The 16,745-nt window shown below is 58.9% G+C and carries 19 protein-coding genes; 7 read left to right on the top strand and 12 right to left on the bottom strand.

The window, feature by feature from the left end; translation table 11 throughout:
• Together mobA and ACQY5R_RS11020 are read right to left on the bottom strand one after the other, a co-directional pair.
• Positions 1-335, bottom strand: a 335-nt coding sequence (gene mobA / locus ACQY5R_RS11025; protein ID WP_428608182.1) for a molybdenum cofactor guanylyltransferase MobA, incomplete at its 3' end; no start/stop codon positions are given.
• Positions 332-1,195, bottom strand: coding sequence for a formate dehydrogenase accessory sulfurtransferase FdhD (locus ACQY5R_RS11020; protein WP_428608179.1), 864 nt, complete (start codon positions 1,193-1,195; stop codon positions 332-334). The genes ACQY5R_RS11020 and mobA, both read right to left, overlap by 4 nt.
• 311 nt (positions 1,196-1,506) lie before the next feature.
• Here ACQY5R_RS11020 and ACQY5R_RS11015 point away from each other — a divergent pair, with 311 nt between their 5' ends.
• The 4 genes from ACQY5R_RS11015 to ACQY5R_RS11000 all read left to right on the top strand — a co-directional run bounded on the left by ACQY5R_RS11015 (position 1,507) and on the right by ACQY5R_RS11000 (position 4,273).
• Complete coding sequence (locus ACQY5R_RS11015) at positions 1,507-1,755, top strand: YfhL family 4Fe-4S dicluster ferredoxin (RefSeq protein WP_428608177.1); 249 nt, start codon at positions 1,507-1,509, stop codon at positions 1,753-1,755.
• Positions 1,756-1,761: 6 nt separating this feature from the next.
• On the top strand, positions 1,762-3,435 hold the full coding sequence (gene ggt / locus ACQY5R_RS11010) for a gamma-glutamyltransferase (RefSeq protein ID WP_428608175.1): 1,674 nt from the start codon (positions 1,762-1,764) through the stop codon (positions 3,433-3,435).
• Positions 3,436-3,540: 105 nt separating this feature from the next.
• Positions 3,541-3,990: a hypothetical protein gene (locus tag ACQY5R_RS11005; RefSeq protein WP_428608172.1), complete on the top strand. Its 450-nt coding sequence runs from the start codon at positions 3,541-3,543 to the stop codon at positions 3,988-3,990.
• A 28-nt stretch (positions 3,991-4,018) separates the two neighbouring features.
• Entirely contained in the window at positions 4,019-4,273 is a 255-nt protein-coding gene (locus tag ACQY5R_RS11000; RefSeq protein WP_428608169.1) for a DUF1289 domain-containing protein, read from the top strand.
• A 689-nt stretch (positions 4,274-4,962) separates the two neighbouring features.
• Here the strand turns inward: ACQY5R_RS11000 and mutM are convergent.
• From mutM to ACQY5R_RS10960, 8 genes are all read right to left on the bottom strand, one after another.
• Entirely contained in the window at positions 4,963-5,775 is an 813-nt protein-coding gene (mutM, locus tag ACQY5R_RS10995; protein WP_428608166.1) for a bifunctional DNA-formamidopyrimidine glycosylase/DNA-(apurinic or apyrimidinic site) lyase, read from the bottom strand.
• 1 nt (position 5,776) lies between these two features.
• Positions 5,777-6,616 (bottom strand): DUF4340 domain-containing protein, encoded by an 840-nt coding sequence (locus ACQY5R_RS10990; protein WP_428608162.1) that lies wholly within the window; start codon positions 6,614-6,616, stop codon positions 5,777-5,779.
• Positions 6,617-6,627: 11 nt separating this feature from the next.
• A complete protein-coding gene (locus ACQY5R_RS10985) occupies positions 6,628-7,977 on the bottom strand; it encodes a GldG family protein (RefSeq protein ID WP_428608160.1) in 1,350 nt (449 codons plus the stop codon).
• A 1-nt stretch (position 7,978) separates the two neighbouring features.
• A complete protein-coding gene (locus ACQY5R_RS10980; protein WP_428608158.1) occupies positions 7,979-8,725 on the bottom strand; it encodes an ABC transporter permease in 747 nt (248 codons plus the stop codon).
• The gene (locus ACQY5R_RS10975; RefSeq protein WP_428608156.1) at positions 8,722-9,639 is read right to left on the bottom strand and encodes an ABC transporter ATP-binding protein; all 918 of its coding nucleotides are present in this window, start codon (positions 9,637-9,639) and stop codon (positions 8,722-8,724) included. The genes ACQY5R_RS10980 and ACQY5R_RS10975 overlap by 4 nt, the downstream gene beginning before the upstream one ends.
• Positions 9,640-9,717: 78 nt before the next feature.
• A complete protein-coding gene (locus tag ACQY5R_RS10970; protein ID WP_428608154.1) occupies positions 9,718-9,921 on the bottom strand; it encodes a hypothetical protein in 204 nt (67 codons plus the stop codon).
• Between the two features lie 39 nt (positions 9,922-9,960).
• On the bottom strand, positions 9,961-10,128 hold the full coding sequence (locus ACQY5R_RS10965; RefSeq protein WP_428608152.1) for a hypothetical protein: 168 nt from the start codon (positions 10,126-10,128) through the stop codon (positions 9,961-9,963).
• 192 nt (positions 10,129-10,320) lie between these two features.
• On the bottom strand, positions 10,321-13,272 hold the full coding sequence (locus ACQY5R_RS10960) for an EAL domain-containing protein (RefSeq protein ID WP_428608150.1): 2,952 nt from the start codon (positions 13,270-13,272) through the stop codon (positions 10,321-10,323).
• 230 nt (positions 13,273-13,502) lie between these two features.
• On the opposite strand from ACQY5R_RS10960, the gene ACQY5R_RS10955 reads away from it, so the two are divergent.
• From ACQY5R_RS10955 to ACQY5R_RS10945, 3 genes are read left to right on the top strand one after another with little or no spacing between them, the layout of a single operon-like run.
• The gene (locus ACQY5R_RS10955) at positions 13,503-13,994 is read left to right on the top strand and encodes an FKBP-type peptidyl-prolyl cis-trans isomerase (RefSeq protein WP_428608148.1); all 492 of its coding nucleotides are present in this window, start codon (positions 13,503-13,505) and stop codon (positions 13,992-13,994) included.
• 20 nt (positions 13,995-14,014) lie between these two features.
• A complete protein-coding gene (locus ACQY5R_RS10950) occupies positions 14,015-14,527 on the top strand; it encodes a GNAT family N-acetyltransferase (protein WP_428608146.1) in 513 nt (170 codons plus the stop codon).
• Between the two features lie 21 nt (positions 14,528-14,548).
• Positions 14,549-15,097 carry a DUF924 family protein gene (locus ACQY5R_RS10945; RefSeq protein WP_428608143.1) on the top strand — a complete coding sequence of 183 codons (549 nt, stop codon included), beginning with the start codon at positions 14,549-14,551 and terminating at the stop codon, positions 15,095-15,097.
• Between the two features lie 32 nt (positions 15,098-15,129).
• On the opposite strand, the gene ACQY5R_RS10940 is transcribed toward ACQY5R_RS10945, so the two are convergent.
• On the bottom strand, positions 15,130-15,411 hold the full coding sequence (locus ACQY5R_RS10940; protein WP_428608141.1) for a pyrimidine/purine nucleoside phosphorylase: 282 nt from the start codon (positions 15,409-15,411) through the stop codon (positions 15,130-15,132).
• Between the two features lie 624 nt (positions 15,412-16,035).
• Positions 16,036-16,536, bottom strand: coding sequence for an Lrp/AsnC family transcriptional regulator (locus ACQY5R_RS10935; protein WP_428608138.1), 501 nt, complete (start codon positions 16,534-16,536; stop codon positions 16,036-16,038).
• Positions 16,537-16,745 lie beyond the last annotated feature (209 nt).

Below are 16,745 nucleotides of genomic sequence, written 5' to 3'. Positions count from 1 at the left end.
AGACGCTCTACCAGGTTGTCCGGCAGGCAGGGGCCGTCGCAGGGCAGGGTGACGATGAAGTCGCTGTCGATCTGTTGCATGACGGCGAGGAAACCGGCCAACGGGCCCTGGAAATCGCTCAGGGTGTCGCTGATCACCGGGTGGCCGAAGGCGGCGTACTGTTCCAGGTTGCGGTTGGCGTTGATCACCACCTGCGCCACCTGGGGTTGGATGCGCTCCAATACGTGGGCGATCAGCGGCCGGCCATCCAGGTCGATCAAACCTTTGTCTTGTCCGCCCATGCGCCGTGCCATGCCGCCGGCCAGGATGACGGCGGTGATTTTGGATTCGCTCATGCCTTTGCGCTCCCGGGTTTTCGCTTCGGAGGTTGATCGTAAACGAACTGCTCCTGGCCGTGGTAGATCAGGAAATGCTCGCCCTTGGCTCGGGCCACCAGGGTGACGCCCAGTTTTTGCGCCAGTTCCAGGCCCATCTGGGTGACGCCGGAGCGGGAGAGCAGAATGGGGATGCCCATCTGCGCCACCTTGATCACCATTTCCGAGGTGAGTCGTCCGGTGGTGTAGAAGATCTTGTCGTGGCCGTCGGCCTGCTCCATCCACATGTGACCGGCGATGGTGTCAACCGCGTTGTGGCGCCCCACCTCTTCGACGAAGTGCAGGATGTCGGTGCCCCGGCACAGCGCGCAACCGTGTACGGCGCCGGCGCGGCGGTAGATCTGGTTGTGTTGGTCCAGCGCCTTGAGTAAGCCGTAGATGAGCGATTGACGCAGTTCAATCTGCGGCAGGCTGATCTTCTCCAGGTCCTCCATCATGTCGCCGAATACCGTCCCCTGGCCGCAACCGGTGGTGACGGTTTTGCGGCTGAGCCGGCTGTCGAGGTCGGGGATCTCTTCTCGGGTCTGGATGGCGGCGGCGCCGGTCTCCCAGTCCACCTGGATGACCGCCACCTGTTCGACTTGCTGCACCAGCCGCTGGTTGCGCAGCCAGCCCAGCACCAGCATTTCCGGTTGCGAGCCGAGGGTCATCAGGGTGACCAGTTCGCGCTTGTTGAGATAGAGGGTCAGGGCGCGCTCCGCCGCCACATGGCCTTCGCGCGGCTCGCCATACTCGTCCAGTGCGGTAACGGCCAGGGTGGAGTCGAGGCCGGCGTCGCTCAGTATCAAGTCGGCGGTGACGGATGTTGATTCGACGGTCATGATGTTCGGAATCCTTACGGGTTGCTCTTTACCGGTGAGGTAAATGGGCGGTCTTCGCCGCCAGTGTTGGCGGCATTATGCCATAGATCCGGATGACGCCGGTCATACCGGTTGGACAGGTAAACGACGCATTTGCTCACTCCCTGTAGGCGGGAGACGGTTAAATGCCCGAATAACGTCTACAGTGGATGTGTCGGTCCGTGCCGGACATATAACCGTATCGTCTGGTTAAACAGCTAACACTTTTATCCGGCTGTCCGGGATACAGGATATAATTGAGTCACGATGCCAAATTTAGCTGGAGTATTTGTATGGCCCTAATTATTACCGATGAGTGTATCAACTGCGATGTGTGCGAGCCCGAGTGCCCCAATGGGGCCATCAGTCAGGGGGATGAGATCTACGTGATCGACCCCAATCTCTGTACCGAGTGCGTCGGCCATTACGATGAGCCCCAGTGTGTCGAGGTCTGTCCGGTGGATTGTATTCCCAAGGATCCGGATCATGAGGAGACCGAAGAGGAACTGATGGAGAAATACAACCGGATCACCAACGGATAACCGCCCATGCTGGCCAAACTGCAGCTACGCGCCCCCCTCTGGTTACTGCTGCTTCTGTTGCTGTTGCCGGGCTTGCCGGCGGCACAGGGGCAGGGGGCGGTCGCTTCGGCCCATCCAATGGCGACCGAGGCGGGGATCGCCGTGCTGGCCGATGGGGGCAACGCCTTTGACGCCGCCGTAACGGTAGCGGCGGTGCTGGCGGTGGTGGAGCCCTACAGCTCCGGTATGGGGGGCGGCGGTTTCTGGCTGCTGCACCGGGCCAGCGACGGCTTTGACGTGATGCTGGATGGCCGGGAGCGGGCGCCGCTGGCGGCCCATCGGGATCTCTATCTGAATGACCAGGGCGAAGTGGTTCCCGGCCTGTCGGTAAACGGACCGCTCTCCGCCGGAATCCCCGGCCAACCGGCGGCGCTGGTCCATCTGGCCGCGCGCTACGGCCGTCTGCCCCTGGCCCAGACCCTGGCCCCGGCGATCCGCATCGCCCGGGAGGGGTTCCCGGTAGATGAACATTACCGGCGCCTGGCTGACTGGCGTCTGCAACAGCTTCTCCAGTGGCCGTCGAGTAGTGCCCAGTTTTTGGTCGACAATCAGGTGCCGCCGCTGGGTGCGATCATTCGGCAACCGCAACTGGCGGATACCCTGAGCCGGATCGCCGAACAGGGTCACGACGGTTTTTATCGCGGACCGGTGGCGCAGCGGCTGGTCGAGGGCGTCAAAGCGGCCGGTGGTATCTGGCAACTCAAGGATCTGGCCGAATACCAAGTGGTGGAGAGGGAGCCGATCCGGGGTGAGTACCGCGGGATGAAGATCACCAGCGCGGCCCCTCCCTCATCCGGCGGTATCGTGCTGGTCAGTATGCTCAATCAGTTGAGCCAGTTTGATCTGTCGTCCTACTCCCCGGTTATTCGCAAACACTTGATTGTGGAGGCAATGCGTCGAGCCTATCGCGATCGGGCCGACTATCTGGGCGATCCCGATTTTGTCTCGATGCCGGTGGCGCGTCTGATCGATCCCGACTACGCGGCGGGTCTGGCGCGGGATATTCAGCTGGATGCCGCGACACCCAGTCATCACCGTCCGCCCGGCGCACTGACCGAGGGGCACGATACCACCCACTATTCGATTATCGATGCCGAGGGGAATCGGGTCTCCGCCACGCTGAGCGTCAACTACCCCTTTGGCTCCTGCTTTGTGGCACCCGGCACCGGTGTGCTGTTGAATGATGAGATGGATGACTTCTCCGCCCGGCCCGGCGTGCCCAACGTCTATGGTCTGGTGGGGGGTGAGGCCAACGCCATCGCGCCGGGCAAGCGTATGCTCTCCAGCATGACACCCACCTTTGTCGAGACCGAGCAGGGTGTGGCGGTGCTGGGTACGCCGGGGGGCAGCCGCATTATTAGCATGCTGTTGCACGGCATTCTCTCCCTGGATGCCGGTGAAGGTCCGCAGGCGTGGGTCACCCGCCCCCGCTATCACCATCAATACCTGCCGGACCTGATCCAGTTTGAGCCCGGTGCGCTGAGTGTGGATGAACAGCAGCAGTTGCAAGCGATGGGGCATCAGCTCAAACCGCTGGATTCCACCTATGGAAACATGCAGGCGCTGTTCTGGAACCGGGAAGATGGCCGGCTGAGCGGTGCCAGCGACCCGCGCGGGATCGGCGAGACATTGGTCAAATAGACCGACAGCTCTTTTTCCGCCTTGGGCGGGAATCATCCTCTGCTTGATAAAATCGGCCTATCTGGTTTCAATAGGCCTGCCATCCTGGGTTGCCGAAAAGGATCGATGTTGAGAAATCTTGCCGTTATCTGTTTGCTTGGCCTGTTGCTGCCCGGTTTTGCCGGCGCCGGCAAATACCGCCAGGCGGCCTATGTCACCAATCTCTATTTCGCCAACCAAATCACCACCGAAGCGGACAGCGTACAGCCGGATCAAGTCTTCAATCAGTTGAAGGCGGGCGATCCGGGCGTCAGCGCCTTCATCGTACTTAATCTGCTGATGGATAAGGGCGAGCACCGCTTTGAGGTGGATATACTGGACAAAGAGGGTACGCTGTTCGATAAGCTGAAGTTCGACAGCGTATTGGCCAATCAGGATGACTGGCGCTATACCGCCACCGGCCAGTTTGGTGGCGAGCTGCCGGAGGGCGGCATTTTTTTCAAGATTTATGACAGCCACAATGCGGGCGCGAAAGAGGTGATCGGGACGGTACGCCTGATGACCGCTCAATGGTAGTAACAGTAATAGAGTCAGGAGAGTTTGTATGCAATTCAGTCCTTGTAAAGGTGGCGATTTCTGCAGTCAGGAAGGGACCCACTGCTCCGGTTGCGGTCGTAGCCACGAAGAGATCGCCAAGACCCGTGACGTGATCTTCGCGGTGACCAAATTCGCCATGGAGATGGGTTACGAGAACGTCGAGGAGTTTACCGCCTTTGTCGGTGACAAGGCGGCCAGGAATGTACGTAAACAGCAACAGATGGGCCAGATGGGCGGCATCGGTATACCCATCGGCAAATAGACCTTTCCGACGCGATATGTAGGGGCAGACCTCTGTGTCTGCCCTTTATCGAATGTGCCACCACCTGCCGGGCAACCACGGGGTTATCGCGCGGTAGGCAGTCCCACGCGGAGCGTGGGAACGAGAACATCCTTTCCAGTTCGATGCGTAGGGGCAGACCCCTGTGGCTGCCCTTTATCGAATGTGCCACCACCTGCCGGGCAACCACGGGGTTACCGCGCGGTAGGCGTTCCCACGCGGAGCGTGGGAACGAGAACATCCTTTCCAGTTCGATGCGTAGGGGCAGGCCCCTGTGGCTGCCCTTTATCGAATGTGCTACCACCCACCGGGCAACCACGGGGTTATCGCGCGGTAGGCATTCCCACGCGGAGCATGGGAACGAGAACATAGACCCTTCCTGCACGATGTGTAGGGGCAGACCCCCGTGTCTGCCCTTTATCGAATGTGCCACCACCCACCGGGCAACCACGGGGTTATCGCGCGGTAGGCGTTCCCACGCGGAGCGTGGGAACGAGGACAGCCTTTCCAGTTCGATGCGTAGGGGCAGACCCCTGTGTCTGCCCTTTTTAGAGTGTGTCACTACCTGCCGGGTAGCCACGGGGTTATCGCGCGGTAGGCATTCCCACGCGGAGCGTGGGAACGAGAACAACCACGAGGGAGCCCAAACAAATTAAATTCAATAGCGTGGATTACCGCTGGCAGTGGCCGCAGAAGAAGCTGGAGCGTTGCCCGATGCGCTGCTGTTTGAGGGGGGCTCCGCATTGCGAACAGGGTTCGCCTGTTCGACCGTAGACCAGCAGCTCCTGGGCGAAATAGCCCGGCTTGCCGTCTTCCTGCTGGAAATCCCGCAGGGTGGTGCCGCCTTGGCGGATGGCGGCGGCCAGTACCGCTTTGATCTCTTCGCTGAGTCTTGCGTAACGATCGGCGGAGATCCGGTTGGCAGCCCGGGTCGGCAGGATGCCGGCCCGAAACAGCGCTTCGTTGGCGTAGATATTTCCCACGCCTACCACTACCCGCCCGTCCATGATCAGGTTCTTGACCGCGACCCGGCGTGTCCCGGCCTGCCGGTGCAGATAGTCACCGTCGAATTTGTCCGACAGGGGTTCCGGGCCGAGATGGGCCAGCAACGGATGTTCCGCCAGCGGCTGGTCGGTCCAGAGTACGGCGCCGAAACGACGCGGGTCGCGCAGGCGCAGGCAGCACGATTTGAACAACAGGTCGAAATGGTCATGCTTTCCCGGGGCGGTATCGCGCGGCAGGATGCGCAGACTGCCCGACATGCCGAGATGGAGTATCAGGGTGCCGTTGCTGAGACGGAGCAGCAGATACTTGGCGCGCCGCTCCACCGCACGGATGGTTCGACCGGTGACCAGCTCGGCCAGGTTGGGGGCGATGGGCCAGCGCAACTGGGGCTGGCGTATCTGCACACCGCTGATACGCTGTCCCTCGATATGCGGGGCGATGCCGCGGCGGGTGGTTTCGACCTCGGGTAGTTCTGGCATCTCAGTCGCGGTTTGCCGGTGGTTGCAACAGGCTGTCGTTGTTGAGCTGGTAGGCCAGCCCCAATGGCCGGTTGACCAGCAGGATCTGCTTCTTGTTGTTGACCACCTCCAGTACCAGCGGTTCAGCCCGGTTCGCCAGGTGGATCGTCACGTTTTGGTCGCTCGGCGTGGCGGGCGCCTGCATCACCTTGGCAACCCAGGTGTGTTGCCAGTCGGCCACTTTTTCCGCCAGTTGCGCGACGTCGACGCCGGGAGCTTCCGGTTGCATGGCCCAGCCATCCGGCTGTCGGGTAAGGCGCCAGGTCGGGGTCTGGATTGCTTCGATGGTTTCGACTTCGGCAAACAGGGCGTGGCTGACGAACTCCTCGGCCCGGGCCAGGGCGTGATGCGGGAAGATATCGTTGGTCAGATAGAGCTGGTCGCCGATACGCAGATAGCGGCGATAGTTGTAGGGGTGGGTACCGCCGAAGATGATCCGGGTCTGGTTGAAGGTGAGTTCGGCCAGCGGGCGGTCCAGGCCGAACTCGGCCAGCCGGTCGGCCGGCAGCGGGAAGGCTTCGATCTGCGGGGTGGAGAGCAGATCCAGCAGGATATCGATGCGTGGTCCGTTGGCGCGCACCGGGTAGGGCTCGGTCATGCGCCAGTCCGCGCCTTGTCGCTGCATGACAAAGCGCGGACCGTTATGGTTGCTGATCTCGATGCTGTTTACCGCTGCCGGATCGAGTTGGGTAAGGGGTGTGCGTACGGTGTTTGATGCTTCTTCCGGTGTCAGCCAGACCCACAGACCCAATAGCAGCACCAACAGCAACAGAAAAAGATTGATCCAGCTTTGTTTGCGCATGGGCGGATTTCCTAAGCCCTGTGACGGCGCCAGCGGATGAGCAGGCCGGTGGCAATCAGCAGCAGCGGAAGTATCAACAGAAAACCGAAACCGATCACGGCTCCGGCGGTGCGACTCAGGTCGAGCCGGGTGTCGGTTGCGGTGCGGGCCGGTATGTTCAACAGATTATCGTCGCTGCTGAGCCAACGGACCAGGTTCAGGCCCAGGTCGAGGTTACCGCCGTTACCCAGGTAGCTGTTGGAGAGGAAATCACCGTCACCCACCACGATCACGCGCTGCGTCTTGCTATCCAGATGGCGGCTGAAGGCGTAGCCCAGAGTGAGGGGGCCGGACTCTTCACCCTGCGCGGCGTCACGTTGCAATTCGCCGGTTAAGGGGCTGGTCTCATTCCAGCTGCCGGCTTGTGTCTGCAACAGCGGTGTGGCTTGCCAGTCGGCGGTTGGGTCGGCTTTCAGGGCGGCGGCGAAGGGGTAGAGGGTGACCAGCTTGAACTGTTGGGTGGCCGGGTGATCCGGGAAGCGGGTCACCAGGGCGATGGCGGGGTTGTCCAGGCCCAGCCCAGCGGCGTTGGCGTCCACCACCGTGCCCGGCAGGATGGTCAGTCCGAGATCCTGCAGCAGTGTCGGTATGGCGTATTGCGGGCCGGGGTCGGTGAGCCACAACAGGTTGCCGCCCTGTTCCAGGTAGTGGCGAATGGCGGTGAGTTCACCCGGAAGATAATCGACTCGCGGTCCGGCTAGTAGCAGAAGCGAGGTATTTCTCGGGATGGCCTGCTGTTCGCTCAGTGGCAGGGATTGAATCCGATAACCCTTGCGTTGCAGCTGGGCGCCAAAATCCCCCAGATCGTGATTGGCCTTGCCGTCCAGACGGCGTTCGCCATGTCCGTCGAGGGCAGCGATCCAGCGCTGTCCCTGCTGGATGAGCCGCTGGATACTGTTGCTGATCTGCTGCTCATTCAGGATGGAGAGGTTTTCGTCACGTCCCTGATAACGGATCTGCAGTTCGCCAGCACGCCGGATGCCCGCCTCGCGGGTCAGTTCGGGTTGCTGAGACGGATCGATGAATTCGAGGGTGATGTCCGGGCGCAGCCGCTGATAGGGTTCGATCACTGCCGCGATACGTTGGCGTAGCGACGGGTTGTTCGGTGCAAACGAGCGGATCTGCAGGGGGGCCTCCAGCCGGGTCAACAGTTGTTGGCTGGCTTCGCTGAGGCTGTTGCGTGCGCGGTCGCTCCAGTCGAATACGGTTTGGTAACGCTGGCTGAGCCAGCCACACAGGCCGACGGCTATAAGCAGCAGCAGGTAAAAGAGCAGTCCTTCCAGACGCTGTCTGAATGGCTTGCGGGTCGGCTTTGGTGTCACATCAGCCCCCACCGCGGCGTCCCTCCAGGCGGTGGATGGTCATCAGCAGGGCGGCGAGGATCAAAAGCAGGAAGTAGATCAGGTCGCCACTGCGCACCACGCCGTTGAGAAAAGGCCGATAGTGCCCGGTCAGCGAGAGCCACTGAAACAGACCGCTGCGATCGACGGAACCGGACAGGCTGACCACCCAGAGCAACAGTAGCAGCCCATAGCTGCCGACCGCCGCCACCGCCGGCTGTTCCGTCAGGCTGGAGAGGAACAGCCCGATGGCGCAGTAGCCGGCTAGGAGCAGTGCCAGTCCCAGGCAGGCCGCCGCCAGTCGTCCCAAATCCAGTGAGCCGCCCATTAGCAGCGATAACGGCATCAGCGCAATCAACAGAAGCAACAACGCATACACGGCCAGCGCCGCCAGATACTTGCCCAGCACCACCTGTGAGGTGGTGACCGGTGAGGAGAGTAGCAGCCGGATCGTGCCGCTGCGGTACTCTTCGCTCAACAGGCGCATGGTCAGCAACGGTGTCAGCAACAGCAGGATCATGGCGCTGGAGTCGAACAGCGGGGCAACGATCAGGTCTGTCACCCCCAGTTCGGAGGAGCCGGCCAACAGCTTGGGTTGAATTTGCATGAAGTTTTCGATCTGCACCAGAAACAGCCAGGCATGAATGATCAATGCCACCGCCAACAGGCTCCAGGCGAGGGGGGAGAGGAACAGGCCCCGCAATTCCCGACCGGCTATGGCGCGGATCACTGGATCTGCTCCCCAAGGGTCACCTGGCTGAATATCCGCTCCAGGTCATCCTGGTCGCTGCGCAGTTCGGCCAGCCTTCCCCCTTGTTTCACGATGGCCTCGGCAATGTCAGCCGGGGAGTGGTGACCATCCAGGGTCAGGCGGTATTGCTGTGGGCCGAGTGGCTCAACTTGCCGTACCCCCGGTAGTGTTTCCAGGAGGCGGGTGTCGCTGTTGTCCGTCGCCAGGCTTACCAGTACCCGGTCCTGCTGTTGTTGGCTGACCGGGCCGGCATAGACCAGCCTGCCCTGGTGCAGGATCAGTACCCGGTCGCAGAGGGATTGCACCTCCGGCAGGATGTGGGTGGAGAGCAGGATACCGCTCTCTTCAGCCAGGCCCTGGATCAGGCGGCGAATTTCCTGCACCTGGTTTGGGTCCAGACCGCTGGTCGGTTCATCCAGGATGATGATGCGCGGGTTGTGGATGATTGCCTGGGCGATGCCTACCCGCTGCTGGTAACCCTTGGAGAGATTACCGATCACGCGAGCCCCCATTGCGCTGAGCCCACAGCGCTCTTTGGCGCGCGCCACCGCCTGTGCTACCTCACTCCGCGTGATCCGGTGCAGCCGGGCGCAGTAGCTCAGGTATTCGTCCACCTGCATATCCGGGTAGAGGGGGGGGACTTCCGGCAGATAACCGAGACGACGTTTCGCCTTGATCGGCTCCGCATGCAGGTCGTAGCCGTCGAGTTGTACGCGACCGCTGCTGGCGGCCAGCACGCCACTGATAATCTGCATGGTGGTGGATTTACCGGCCCCGTTGGGGCCGAGAAAGCCCAATATTTCCCCCGGCTGCAAATCGAAACTGACCCCCGCCACGGCGCAGTAGTCGCCATAGTGACGGGAAAGATTTTCGATGTGGATTAATGCAGCCATTGGGGCAGCAAGGTACAGGAGATTAGGGCGTGAGATCAAGGTGCCTCCGTCCCATCTCCTGCGCGGCCCCGGTCGGGGTTAACCGGTATTGTGTCGGCACCCCATGCTGGAACCCAGCAGGATGAACAGACCCAGTGCGCCGAGGCCGGCGACGATCAGTGCGATACCCACTTCCGATCCAATCAAGGTAAACAGTAGTCCCAAGCCCAAGCAGAGCAGGGTGAGAAAAACAATGGGCCGACCGGCTTCACGAAAGGCCCTGATCAAGCAGTCTACATTCATGGTGCCCCCTATTGTTTTAGCTGTTCGCCGTCCCACCGTTTAACGGGAGGTCGAGTCTTGCAGGCTTTCGTGCTGGCAGACGCAGCCGGCAGTCCAGCGGGCGAAGGTGTGCTCAGAAGGCGGCTCCACACCGATATAGTCGGCGGAGAGGGCAATAAATTCGGCGATGCGCTCTCGCTCCTGGCACGTGATTGTTCTGTGTTCCATTTCAAGGCCTCCTCTATCTGCGTTCTGTTGGGTTAATACCATACTATTTTACTTGGTTATTATCAAGCCCAGAGTTTGCAGTGATATTCGGGGCTTGTTTGCCAGCCCGAATCAGTATGCCTTTTTTTCATTGCCGGTTGATGACGTCGGTTAATCCGTGTGATCAAAACAGATCTGCACTGCAGATGGTGGTTATTTTTTTAGCGGATCGGGGAGGAGGGTGGGCGCATAGGGTGAGATTTTGTACTGGCCCAGGAGATGGCCAAACTCCATAGCGGGCACCGGTTTACTGATCAGATAACCCTGGATGTTTTTGCAGCCGCAATGTTTGAGAAATGCCATCTGTGCTTCGGTTTCCACCCCTTCCGCGATCACTTCCAGCTTCAGGCTCTTGGCCATGGCTCCGATGGTCATGGCGATAGCGGCATCATCTTCCGACTGGGTGATGTTACGGACAAAGGCGCGGTCGATCTTGATCTTGTCGAACGGGAAGCGTTGCAGGTAGGCCAGCGATGAGTGTCCGGTGCCGAAGTCGTCCAGGGCCAGGCGTATTCCCAGCTTCTTGAGCGTGCCGAGCGCCTCGATCATCCGCTCGGGATCTTCCATCATCGTGCTTTCGGTGATTTCAATTTCCAGCGAAGCGGGGTTGATGGCGGTTTTATCGATAACCTGTTGCAGTACTTCGGCCATGTCTTGGCCCTCCAACTGCCTCACCGAGACGTTGACCGCGACAATCAACCCCGGATAGCCGGCGCGTTGGAATTGCTTCAGTTGCCGGCAGGCTGTCTCCAGTACCCATTCCCCAATAGGCAGGATGAGTCCGGTCTCTTCGGCCAACGGGATGAAGCGGTCGGGGCTGATCAGCCCGCGGCGTGGATGGTGCCAGCGTAACAGAGCCTCCATACCGGTGATTTGACTGGTCTCCTGGTTAAATTGGGGTTGATAGTAGAGTTCCAGCTCATTTTGCTGCAGCGCATGGCGGAGGTCGTTCTCCATCTCCATTCGCTGTTGCACCTGATGGTTCAGTTCTTCGGTAAAGAACTGTAGTTTTTCACCGTTGCGATTTTTTGCCTGGTACATGGCCGCATCGGCATTACTCAACAGATTGTCGAGTCGTTTGCCATCCTGTGGCCAGAGGGCGACGCCGATGGAGCAACTGACGTGCAGCAGGCGTTCACCCACCTCGATCGGCTTGGTGATTTTATGGGTGATACGGCGGGCAAATTCAGTTACCGCGCTGGCTGATTCCACTTCTGTTAACAGGATTACGAACTCATCACCGCCATAGCGGGAGACGGTATCGCTGGTGCGTGCCAGTTTGGTCAGTCGGTTCCCCACTTCCACCAGGATTTGATCGCCGGTTTCGTGACCCAGGCTGTCATTGATCAGTTTGAAGCGGTTCAGATCCAGCATTAACAGGGCGATCTTGGTCTTATGGCGTTGCGACTGGTTGACCAATTGGCGGAAACGGTCGGCCAACAGGCTGCGGTTGGGCAGGCCGGTGAGTTCATCGTGATAGGCCAGATAGTTAAGCCGTTCTTCCATCTCTTTGCGCTGGGTGATGTCATGATGCATACCGATATAATGGCTGATGACCCCCTGTTTATCCCGTACTGGAGAGATGCTGACCAATTCCCAGAACAGTTCACCGCTCTTCTTGCGGTTGAGCAGTTCACCTTCCCAAATGTCGCCGGATTTGATGGTGCGCCACATCTCTTCATAGACTGCCGGCGGCGTCTGGCCGGAGCTGGTTTTGTTATATTTCCGGCCGATCACCTCTTCCTGGTGGAAACCGGTGGTGAGTTCGAATCGGCGATTGACATACTCGGTGATGCCTTCCGCGTCAGTAATCACCAGCGAGCTAACACTCTGCTCTACCGCTTGGTGCAACTTGCGCAGTTCCTGTTCCACCAGTTCACGCTTTTCCCGGTCCGCCAACAGACTCAGGCGCATGGATTCGAAGCTTTGTCCCAAGTGGCCGAATTCGTCTTGCGCATTCAACGCCAGTTTCTGTTCGAGATCACCGGACTCAATGGTGTTGGCGGCGTTCTCCAGCAGTTGCAGGGGGAACAGGATGCGTCGGTAAGTGATGATATAAGTGGCGACAAACAGCACAAACACCAGCAGGATCGTGGCCATCATGTAAACCACAGTCTCGTTCGCCCGTTGCTGTATGGCATCGATATTGGCATGGTTATGCAGGCTGGCGGCTTCGGAAAGGGCCGTGATGGTATCGATGGAGCGGGAGGCTTCTGAAAACCACATCAGTTCCGTGATCGGGTAGGGTTGGTCGCCGGTGCTCGCCGCCAACACCTGCCCGCGTAACTTTTCATAATCGCCCCTGAAGATCGATTGGTAGCGGGCCATGGCCGCTTTGATCGCCGGGGTCTCCGGGTAGAATTCGAGCACTTCTAAACTCTTTTTCTCAGCGAAATCCACCGCCTCCCGATAGCGTACCAGCAGATGCTGCTCGTCTACGGACAGCGGGCGCCCGAGTGCAACAGCCCGGCCGATGGTAGCCCTTTCACGCCCAGCATATTCGGCCATGGTGAAGAAGGCGTCACGCAGCATCTGCCCGTAATTGAGAACATGGTCCGTCTCGGCATTGGGGGCCATGATGGCGCGTTGCAGTTTGGCGATGGTATCGATTTTACCGGTCAGCAGCCCAAACCAGCGCTGTGAAATTTGCGGGTTCTGGTCACCAAGTAGGGCACTGTCCACTTCGCTGCGCAGCTGCACAATCTGTTCATATATCTGCTGCAGCGTGGGATAGGCTTGTTCGAGGGCGGATGTTCCCTCGGCTTTATAGTGTGGCAGCAGGATACGCGTAAATTCCCGGTAACGTTGATCGGTACGCTTACGTTGGTCGTTCAGGCGGATAAGTTGGTCGGCCTCCAGTTTGTTTGGAATCACCAGTAGTGTCGAAGTGAGTCCGCGTTCCACCGCCAGTTCGGTGGTCAGTTTCAGGGACCGGTCCGCCAGTTGATTGATCAATCCCAACCGGCCAGCGGCCTTGTGTTGCTTGATTACGTCGACACTGTTCCAGGCAATGGCCGAGATGGCAACGCCGCACAACAGGCCCAGCACCATCAACAGAAGACGGCGTATCTTGATGTGGCAGATCAGATTCTGGATCCCTGGCAAGACTTCACCTTTAGTAGTTTTGCGACGACATCTCCGGCGTGGAATAATGGGGCTATGCTGTATTCAGTCTGACTGATGGGCATGGGCCGAAAGGCTGGATCGGTCACTATGCTCACAAACTCTTTGTCGGCGCCAACTAGTGATTCTTTAAAAAGATTTTATGCAACCTACAGTAACCTTATGGTTGTTATGGGTTTGTTCCCTCATCTTCACTTTTATCGAGATATTTCATGCAGATCAGCGATTTTAAAGCCGTTATCCTTGACTACGTTACCCGTGACCAGAGCGGCGAGATCATCGACAGCTCAGCCAACGATGGTTACCTGACCTATATTCACGGCACCGAGAGTCTGATTCCGGCCCTGGAACAGGCACTCACCGGTCACCAGCAAGGTGACAAACTCTCCGTCAGCATTCCCTGTGAGGAGGCTTACGGCGAACGGGATGAGAGCCTGATCGAAGGTGTGCCGAGGGAAAATTTCCCCGGTGTAGAGCAGATTGAAGTGGGGATGCAGTTCCAGACCGAGATGGATGAAGGGGTTCCTTTCCTGGTGACCGTAGTCGAGGTGGACGAGGCGACAGTGACGGTGGATGGCAATCATCCGATGGCCGGTAAGGATCTCAATTTCGACCTGGAGATTATCGAGGTACGCGAAGCCAGCGCCGATGAGATCGAACATGGTCACGTGCACCATGACGGCGATCACTGCCAGACCCACTAAGGTCACCACTTCGTCACCTTATGCGCTGGCAGATTCCTGAGCGGCTGGAAACCGAGCGGTTGGTGCTACGCACTTTCGAGGAAGAGGATTGGCGGGATCTGCACGCCTATTACTCCGATCCGGTATGCACCCAGTTCACCGTCGGCCAACCGCTCACCGAAGGGGGTACCTGGCGTATCCTGGCGAGTATGATCGGTCACTGGCAAATCCGCGGTTATGGGCCTTATGCGGTGGTAGAGCGGGCCTCCGGTCGGGTAGTGGGGCCGGTTGGATTGTGGTATCCCGTCGATTGGCCCGAACCGGAGATCAAGTGGGCCCTGGCTCGGCAGTATTGGGGTCAGGGTTTTGCTCTGGAAGCGGCTCGGGCTGTGCGGGAGATGGCTGGTGAAGTGTTGCCGGCGATTAAATTGATCAGTTTTATCCAGGCTGAGAACAGCGCCTCCATTGCCTTGGCAAAACGCCTGGGGGCCGTGTTCGAGGAAGCGCGGCCTTTTCGCGGTGGGACTTGGCATCTCTACCGGCATCGCCAGTAAATCGACAAGGGGAGGGGAGCGATGGCTATCGAACCGCAGGAGATCCTTGATTACTGGTTCAGCGAACCGGTTAACAGCCATTGGTTTGCCTCCACCCCGGAGTTGGATCAGGATATCGGAGACCGGTTTGCACACATCTGGGGGTTGGCTGCAGAAGGTCAGTTGGATCATTGGATGACCAGTGCGGAGGGTTGTCTGGCGCTGGTGATCCTGCTGGACCAGTTTCCACTCAATATGTTTCGCGGAGAGTCCAAGAGCTTCCAGACCGAAGCCCAGGCCCGGGCCGTAGCCGGTTTTGCGCTAAAACGTGAATTCGACCGGCAGCTGAACGACGTTCAGCGTGCTTTTCTCTACATGCCCTACATGCATAGCGAGGCGCTAGCGGACCAGGATCTCTCCGTCGAGCTCTACGAAAAGGCGGGCCTGAAGGATAACCTCTCTTTCGCCCGCCATCATCGGGAGATTGTGCGTCGGTTCGGCCGTTTCCCCCATCGCAACGCTATCCTGGGCCGCACCAGCCGACCGGAAGAGCTGGAGTACCTCGCTTCGGACGAAGCCTTTACCGGCTAGTCTTCCTGTCGCGCAGGATTCCCACTTTCTGGCTACTCGTAGGTACAGAGGTAGGCGGTCTCTTCGCTTACCTTGAGTTGGAATTTCTCCCCTGCCGCGACGATAAACTGCCCTCCTTGCTGGAAATTCTGCCAGTCGGAAGCCCCCGGTAGCTTGACCGTCAGCGAACCGCTAACCACCGTGATGGTCTCTTTCTGGCTGGTGCCGAATTCGTACTCACCGACAGCCATGACACCAACCGTGGCCGGCAGGGTAGCAGTCTGAAAGGCGATGGAAGCGACATTACCGTCGAAATACTGGTTGATCTTAAACATGGGCGAATTCCGTCACTGAAAAAGGCGCTAAAGGTGACGCGATTTGAAATGGGCGTCAACCGTTTATTTAACGGTGGTTGGTTTACTCTGGGATCCTGGACGGCATTGGCAACGGGAACAGGGGCTATGCCTGTCCTTTTCCGGGGGGGCGCTTCCGGGCAACCACGGGGGGTTGCCCCTACAGTCGATTTTTTCCAGCGCGGTTGTGTTGTTCTCGCCAAGTACGCCAAGAAAAGCAGCCTTTGCGCTCTTGGCGTACTTGGCGAGAAAAAGTGTCTTTTCTCCGCACCCTCTGGTTCTTCGAACGAGCCCTTAGACTGGTGGGCATGTCTTTTGTGTCCACGCGGTTATGGCGCGATAGGCATTCCCACGCGGAGCGTGGGATCGAGAACACCACGGGGGGCCTCTACAGATTGCATCCACCAGCGGGACCTCCCACGCCATCCCGCCTTCGGTATGCATCAGGGTCGATGCAAGTCTGAGGGGAAAATTGTCCGGTAAGGGTTCGGTGTGTAGGGGCAGGCCCCTGTGTCTGCCCTTTTCCGACGGTGCCACTACCATCCGGGTAACCAGGGGCGACTGCCTTAGCGAAGCCCTGATGTTGACACATGTCGGTATTCAACGTTATCCGCTACCCTTGTCAAATTCCTGTGTCGGTAGCGTTGCGGCACACTCGATCTCTTCCACCACCACTGATGTCTTGATACTGCCCACCCCGGGAACCGACATCAGTCGATGCATCAGAAACTCCGATATCGCTTTCAGGTTGGGTAGCCTTGCCTTGATCAGATAGTCGGTTTCGCCGGTCAAGGAGTAACACTCGATCACTTCCGGGACGGTTTTGATCGCGTCACTGAAGCGCAGTGCCGGGTTGGATCCATGGGTGTCAAGGGAGACGTTGAAGACGTTGACAAAGATGGTGATCTCCAGCCCCAGTGCCTGAGGATCAATCTGGGCGGTATAGCCGCGGATGATATTCAACGCTTCCAGGCGCTTCACCCGCCGGTGACATTGTGACGGCGAGAGGAACGCCACTTCCGCCAACTCCTGATTGGAGGCCTTGGCGTGGTTCTGCAGGTGAGCCAGTATTCTCAGGTCTGCCACATCAAGGGGGCTGTATTGCAAATTACTCGGTAATGTATAAGTGATTTACAAAATGATTGAAGGGTTTTGGTGGTAATCTTGCAACTGTTTTTTCCGTTGAATATGCCGCCAGCCTGCCTATCCCGGTTGGCGGAAAAACCAACGCGATAGAGGACTGAATTTGCGAATGCGTTAGCCGAAGAGATCAACCCCATCCTGGCTAGTCGCCGCTTTATGTCCGGTAACGAGGC

The organism is Sedimenticola sp., from assembly GCF_050289425.1.
Taxonomy (GTDB): Bacteria; Pseudomonadota; Gammaproteobacteria; order Chromatiales; family Chromatiaceae; genus Sedimenticola.
Note: the sequence above shows the minus strand (reverse complement) of the source record. Positions and strands in the feature narration are given on the sequence as shown.

Excerpts from the sequence above, each read along its gene's own strand:
- ACQY5R_RS11020 (WP_428608179.1), bottom strand. The coding sequence starts at position 1,195 with ATGACCGTCGAATCAACATCCGTCACCGCCGACTTGATACTGAGCGAC.
- ACQY5R_RS11015 (WP_428608177.1), top strand. The coding sequence starts at position 1,507 with ATGGCCCTAATTATTACCGATGAGTGTATCAACTGCGATGTGTGCGAG.
- ggt (WP_428608175.1), top strand. The coding sequence starts at position 1,762 with ATGCTGGCCAAACTGCAGCTACGCGCCCCCCTCTGGTTACTGCTGCTT.
- ACQY5R_RS11005 (WP_428608172.1), top strand. The coding sequence starts at position 3,541 with ATGTTGAGAAATCTTGCCGTTATCTGTTTGCTTGGCCTGTTGCTGCCC.
- ACQY5R_RS11000 (WP_428608169.1), top strand. The coding sequence starts at position 4,019 with ATGCAATTCAGTCCTTGTAAAGGTGGCGATTTCTGCAGTCAGGAAGGG.
- mutM (WP_428608166.1), bottom strand. The coding sequence starts at position 5,775 with ATGCCAGAACTACCCGAGGTCGAAACCACCCGCCGCGGCATCGCCCCG.
- ACQY5R_RS10990 (WP_428608162.1), bottom strand. The coding sequence starts at position 6,616 with ATGCGCAAACAAAGCTGGATCAATCTTTTTCTGTTGCTGTTGGTGCTG.
- ACQY5R_RS10975 (WP_428608156.1), bottom strand. The coding sequence starts at position 9,639 with ATGGCTGCATTAATCCACATCGAAAATCTTTCCCGTCACTATGGCGAC.
- ACQY5R_RS10970 (WP_428608154.1), bottom strand. The coding sequence starts at position 9,921 with ATGAATGTAGACTGCTTGATCAGGGCCTTTCGTGAAGCCGGTCGGCCC.
- ACQY5R_RS10965 (WP_428608152.1), bottom strand. The coding sequence starts at position 10,128 with ATGGAACACAGAACAATCACGTGCCAGGAGCGAGAGCGCATCGCCGAA.
- ACQY5R_RS10955 (WP_428608148.1), top strand. The coding sequence starts at position 13,503 with ATGCAGATCAGCGATTTTAAAGCCGTTATCCTTGACTACGTTACCCGT.
- ACQY5R_RS10950 (WP_428608146.1), top strand. The coding sequence starts at position 14,015 with ATGCGCTGGCAGATTCCTGAGCGGCTGGAAACCGAGCGGTTGGTGCTA.
- ACQY5R_RS10945 (WP_428608143.1), top strand. The coding sequence starts at position 14,549 with ATGGCTATCGAACCGCAGGAGATCCTTGATTACTGGTTCAGCGAACCG.
- ACQY5R_RS10940 (WP_428608141.1), bottom strand. The coding sequence starts at position 15,411 with ATGTTTAAGATCAACCAGTATTTCGACGGTAATGTCGCTTCCATCGCC.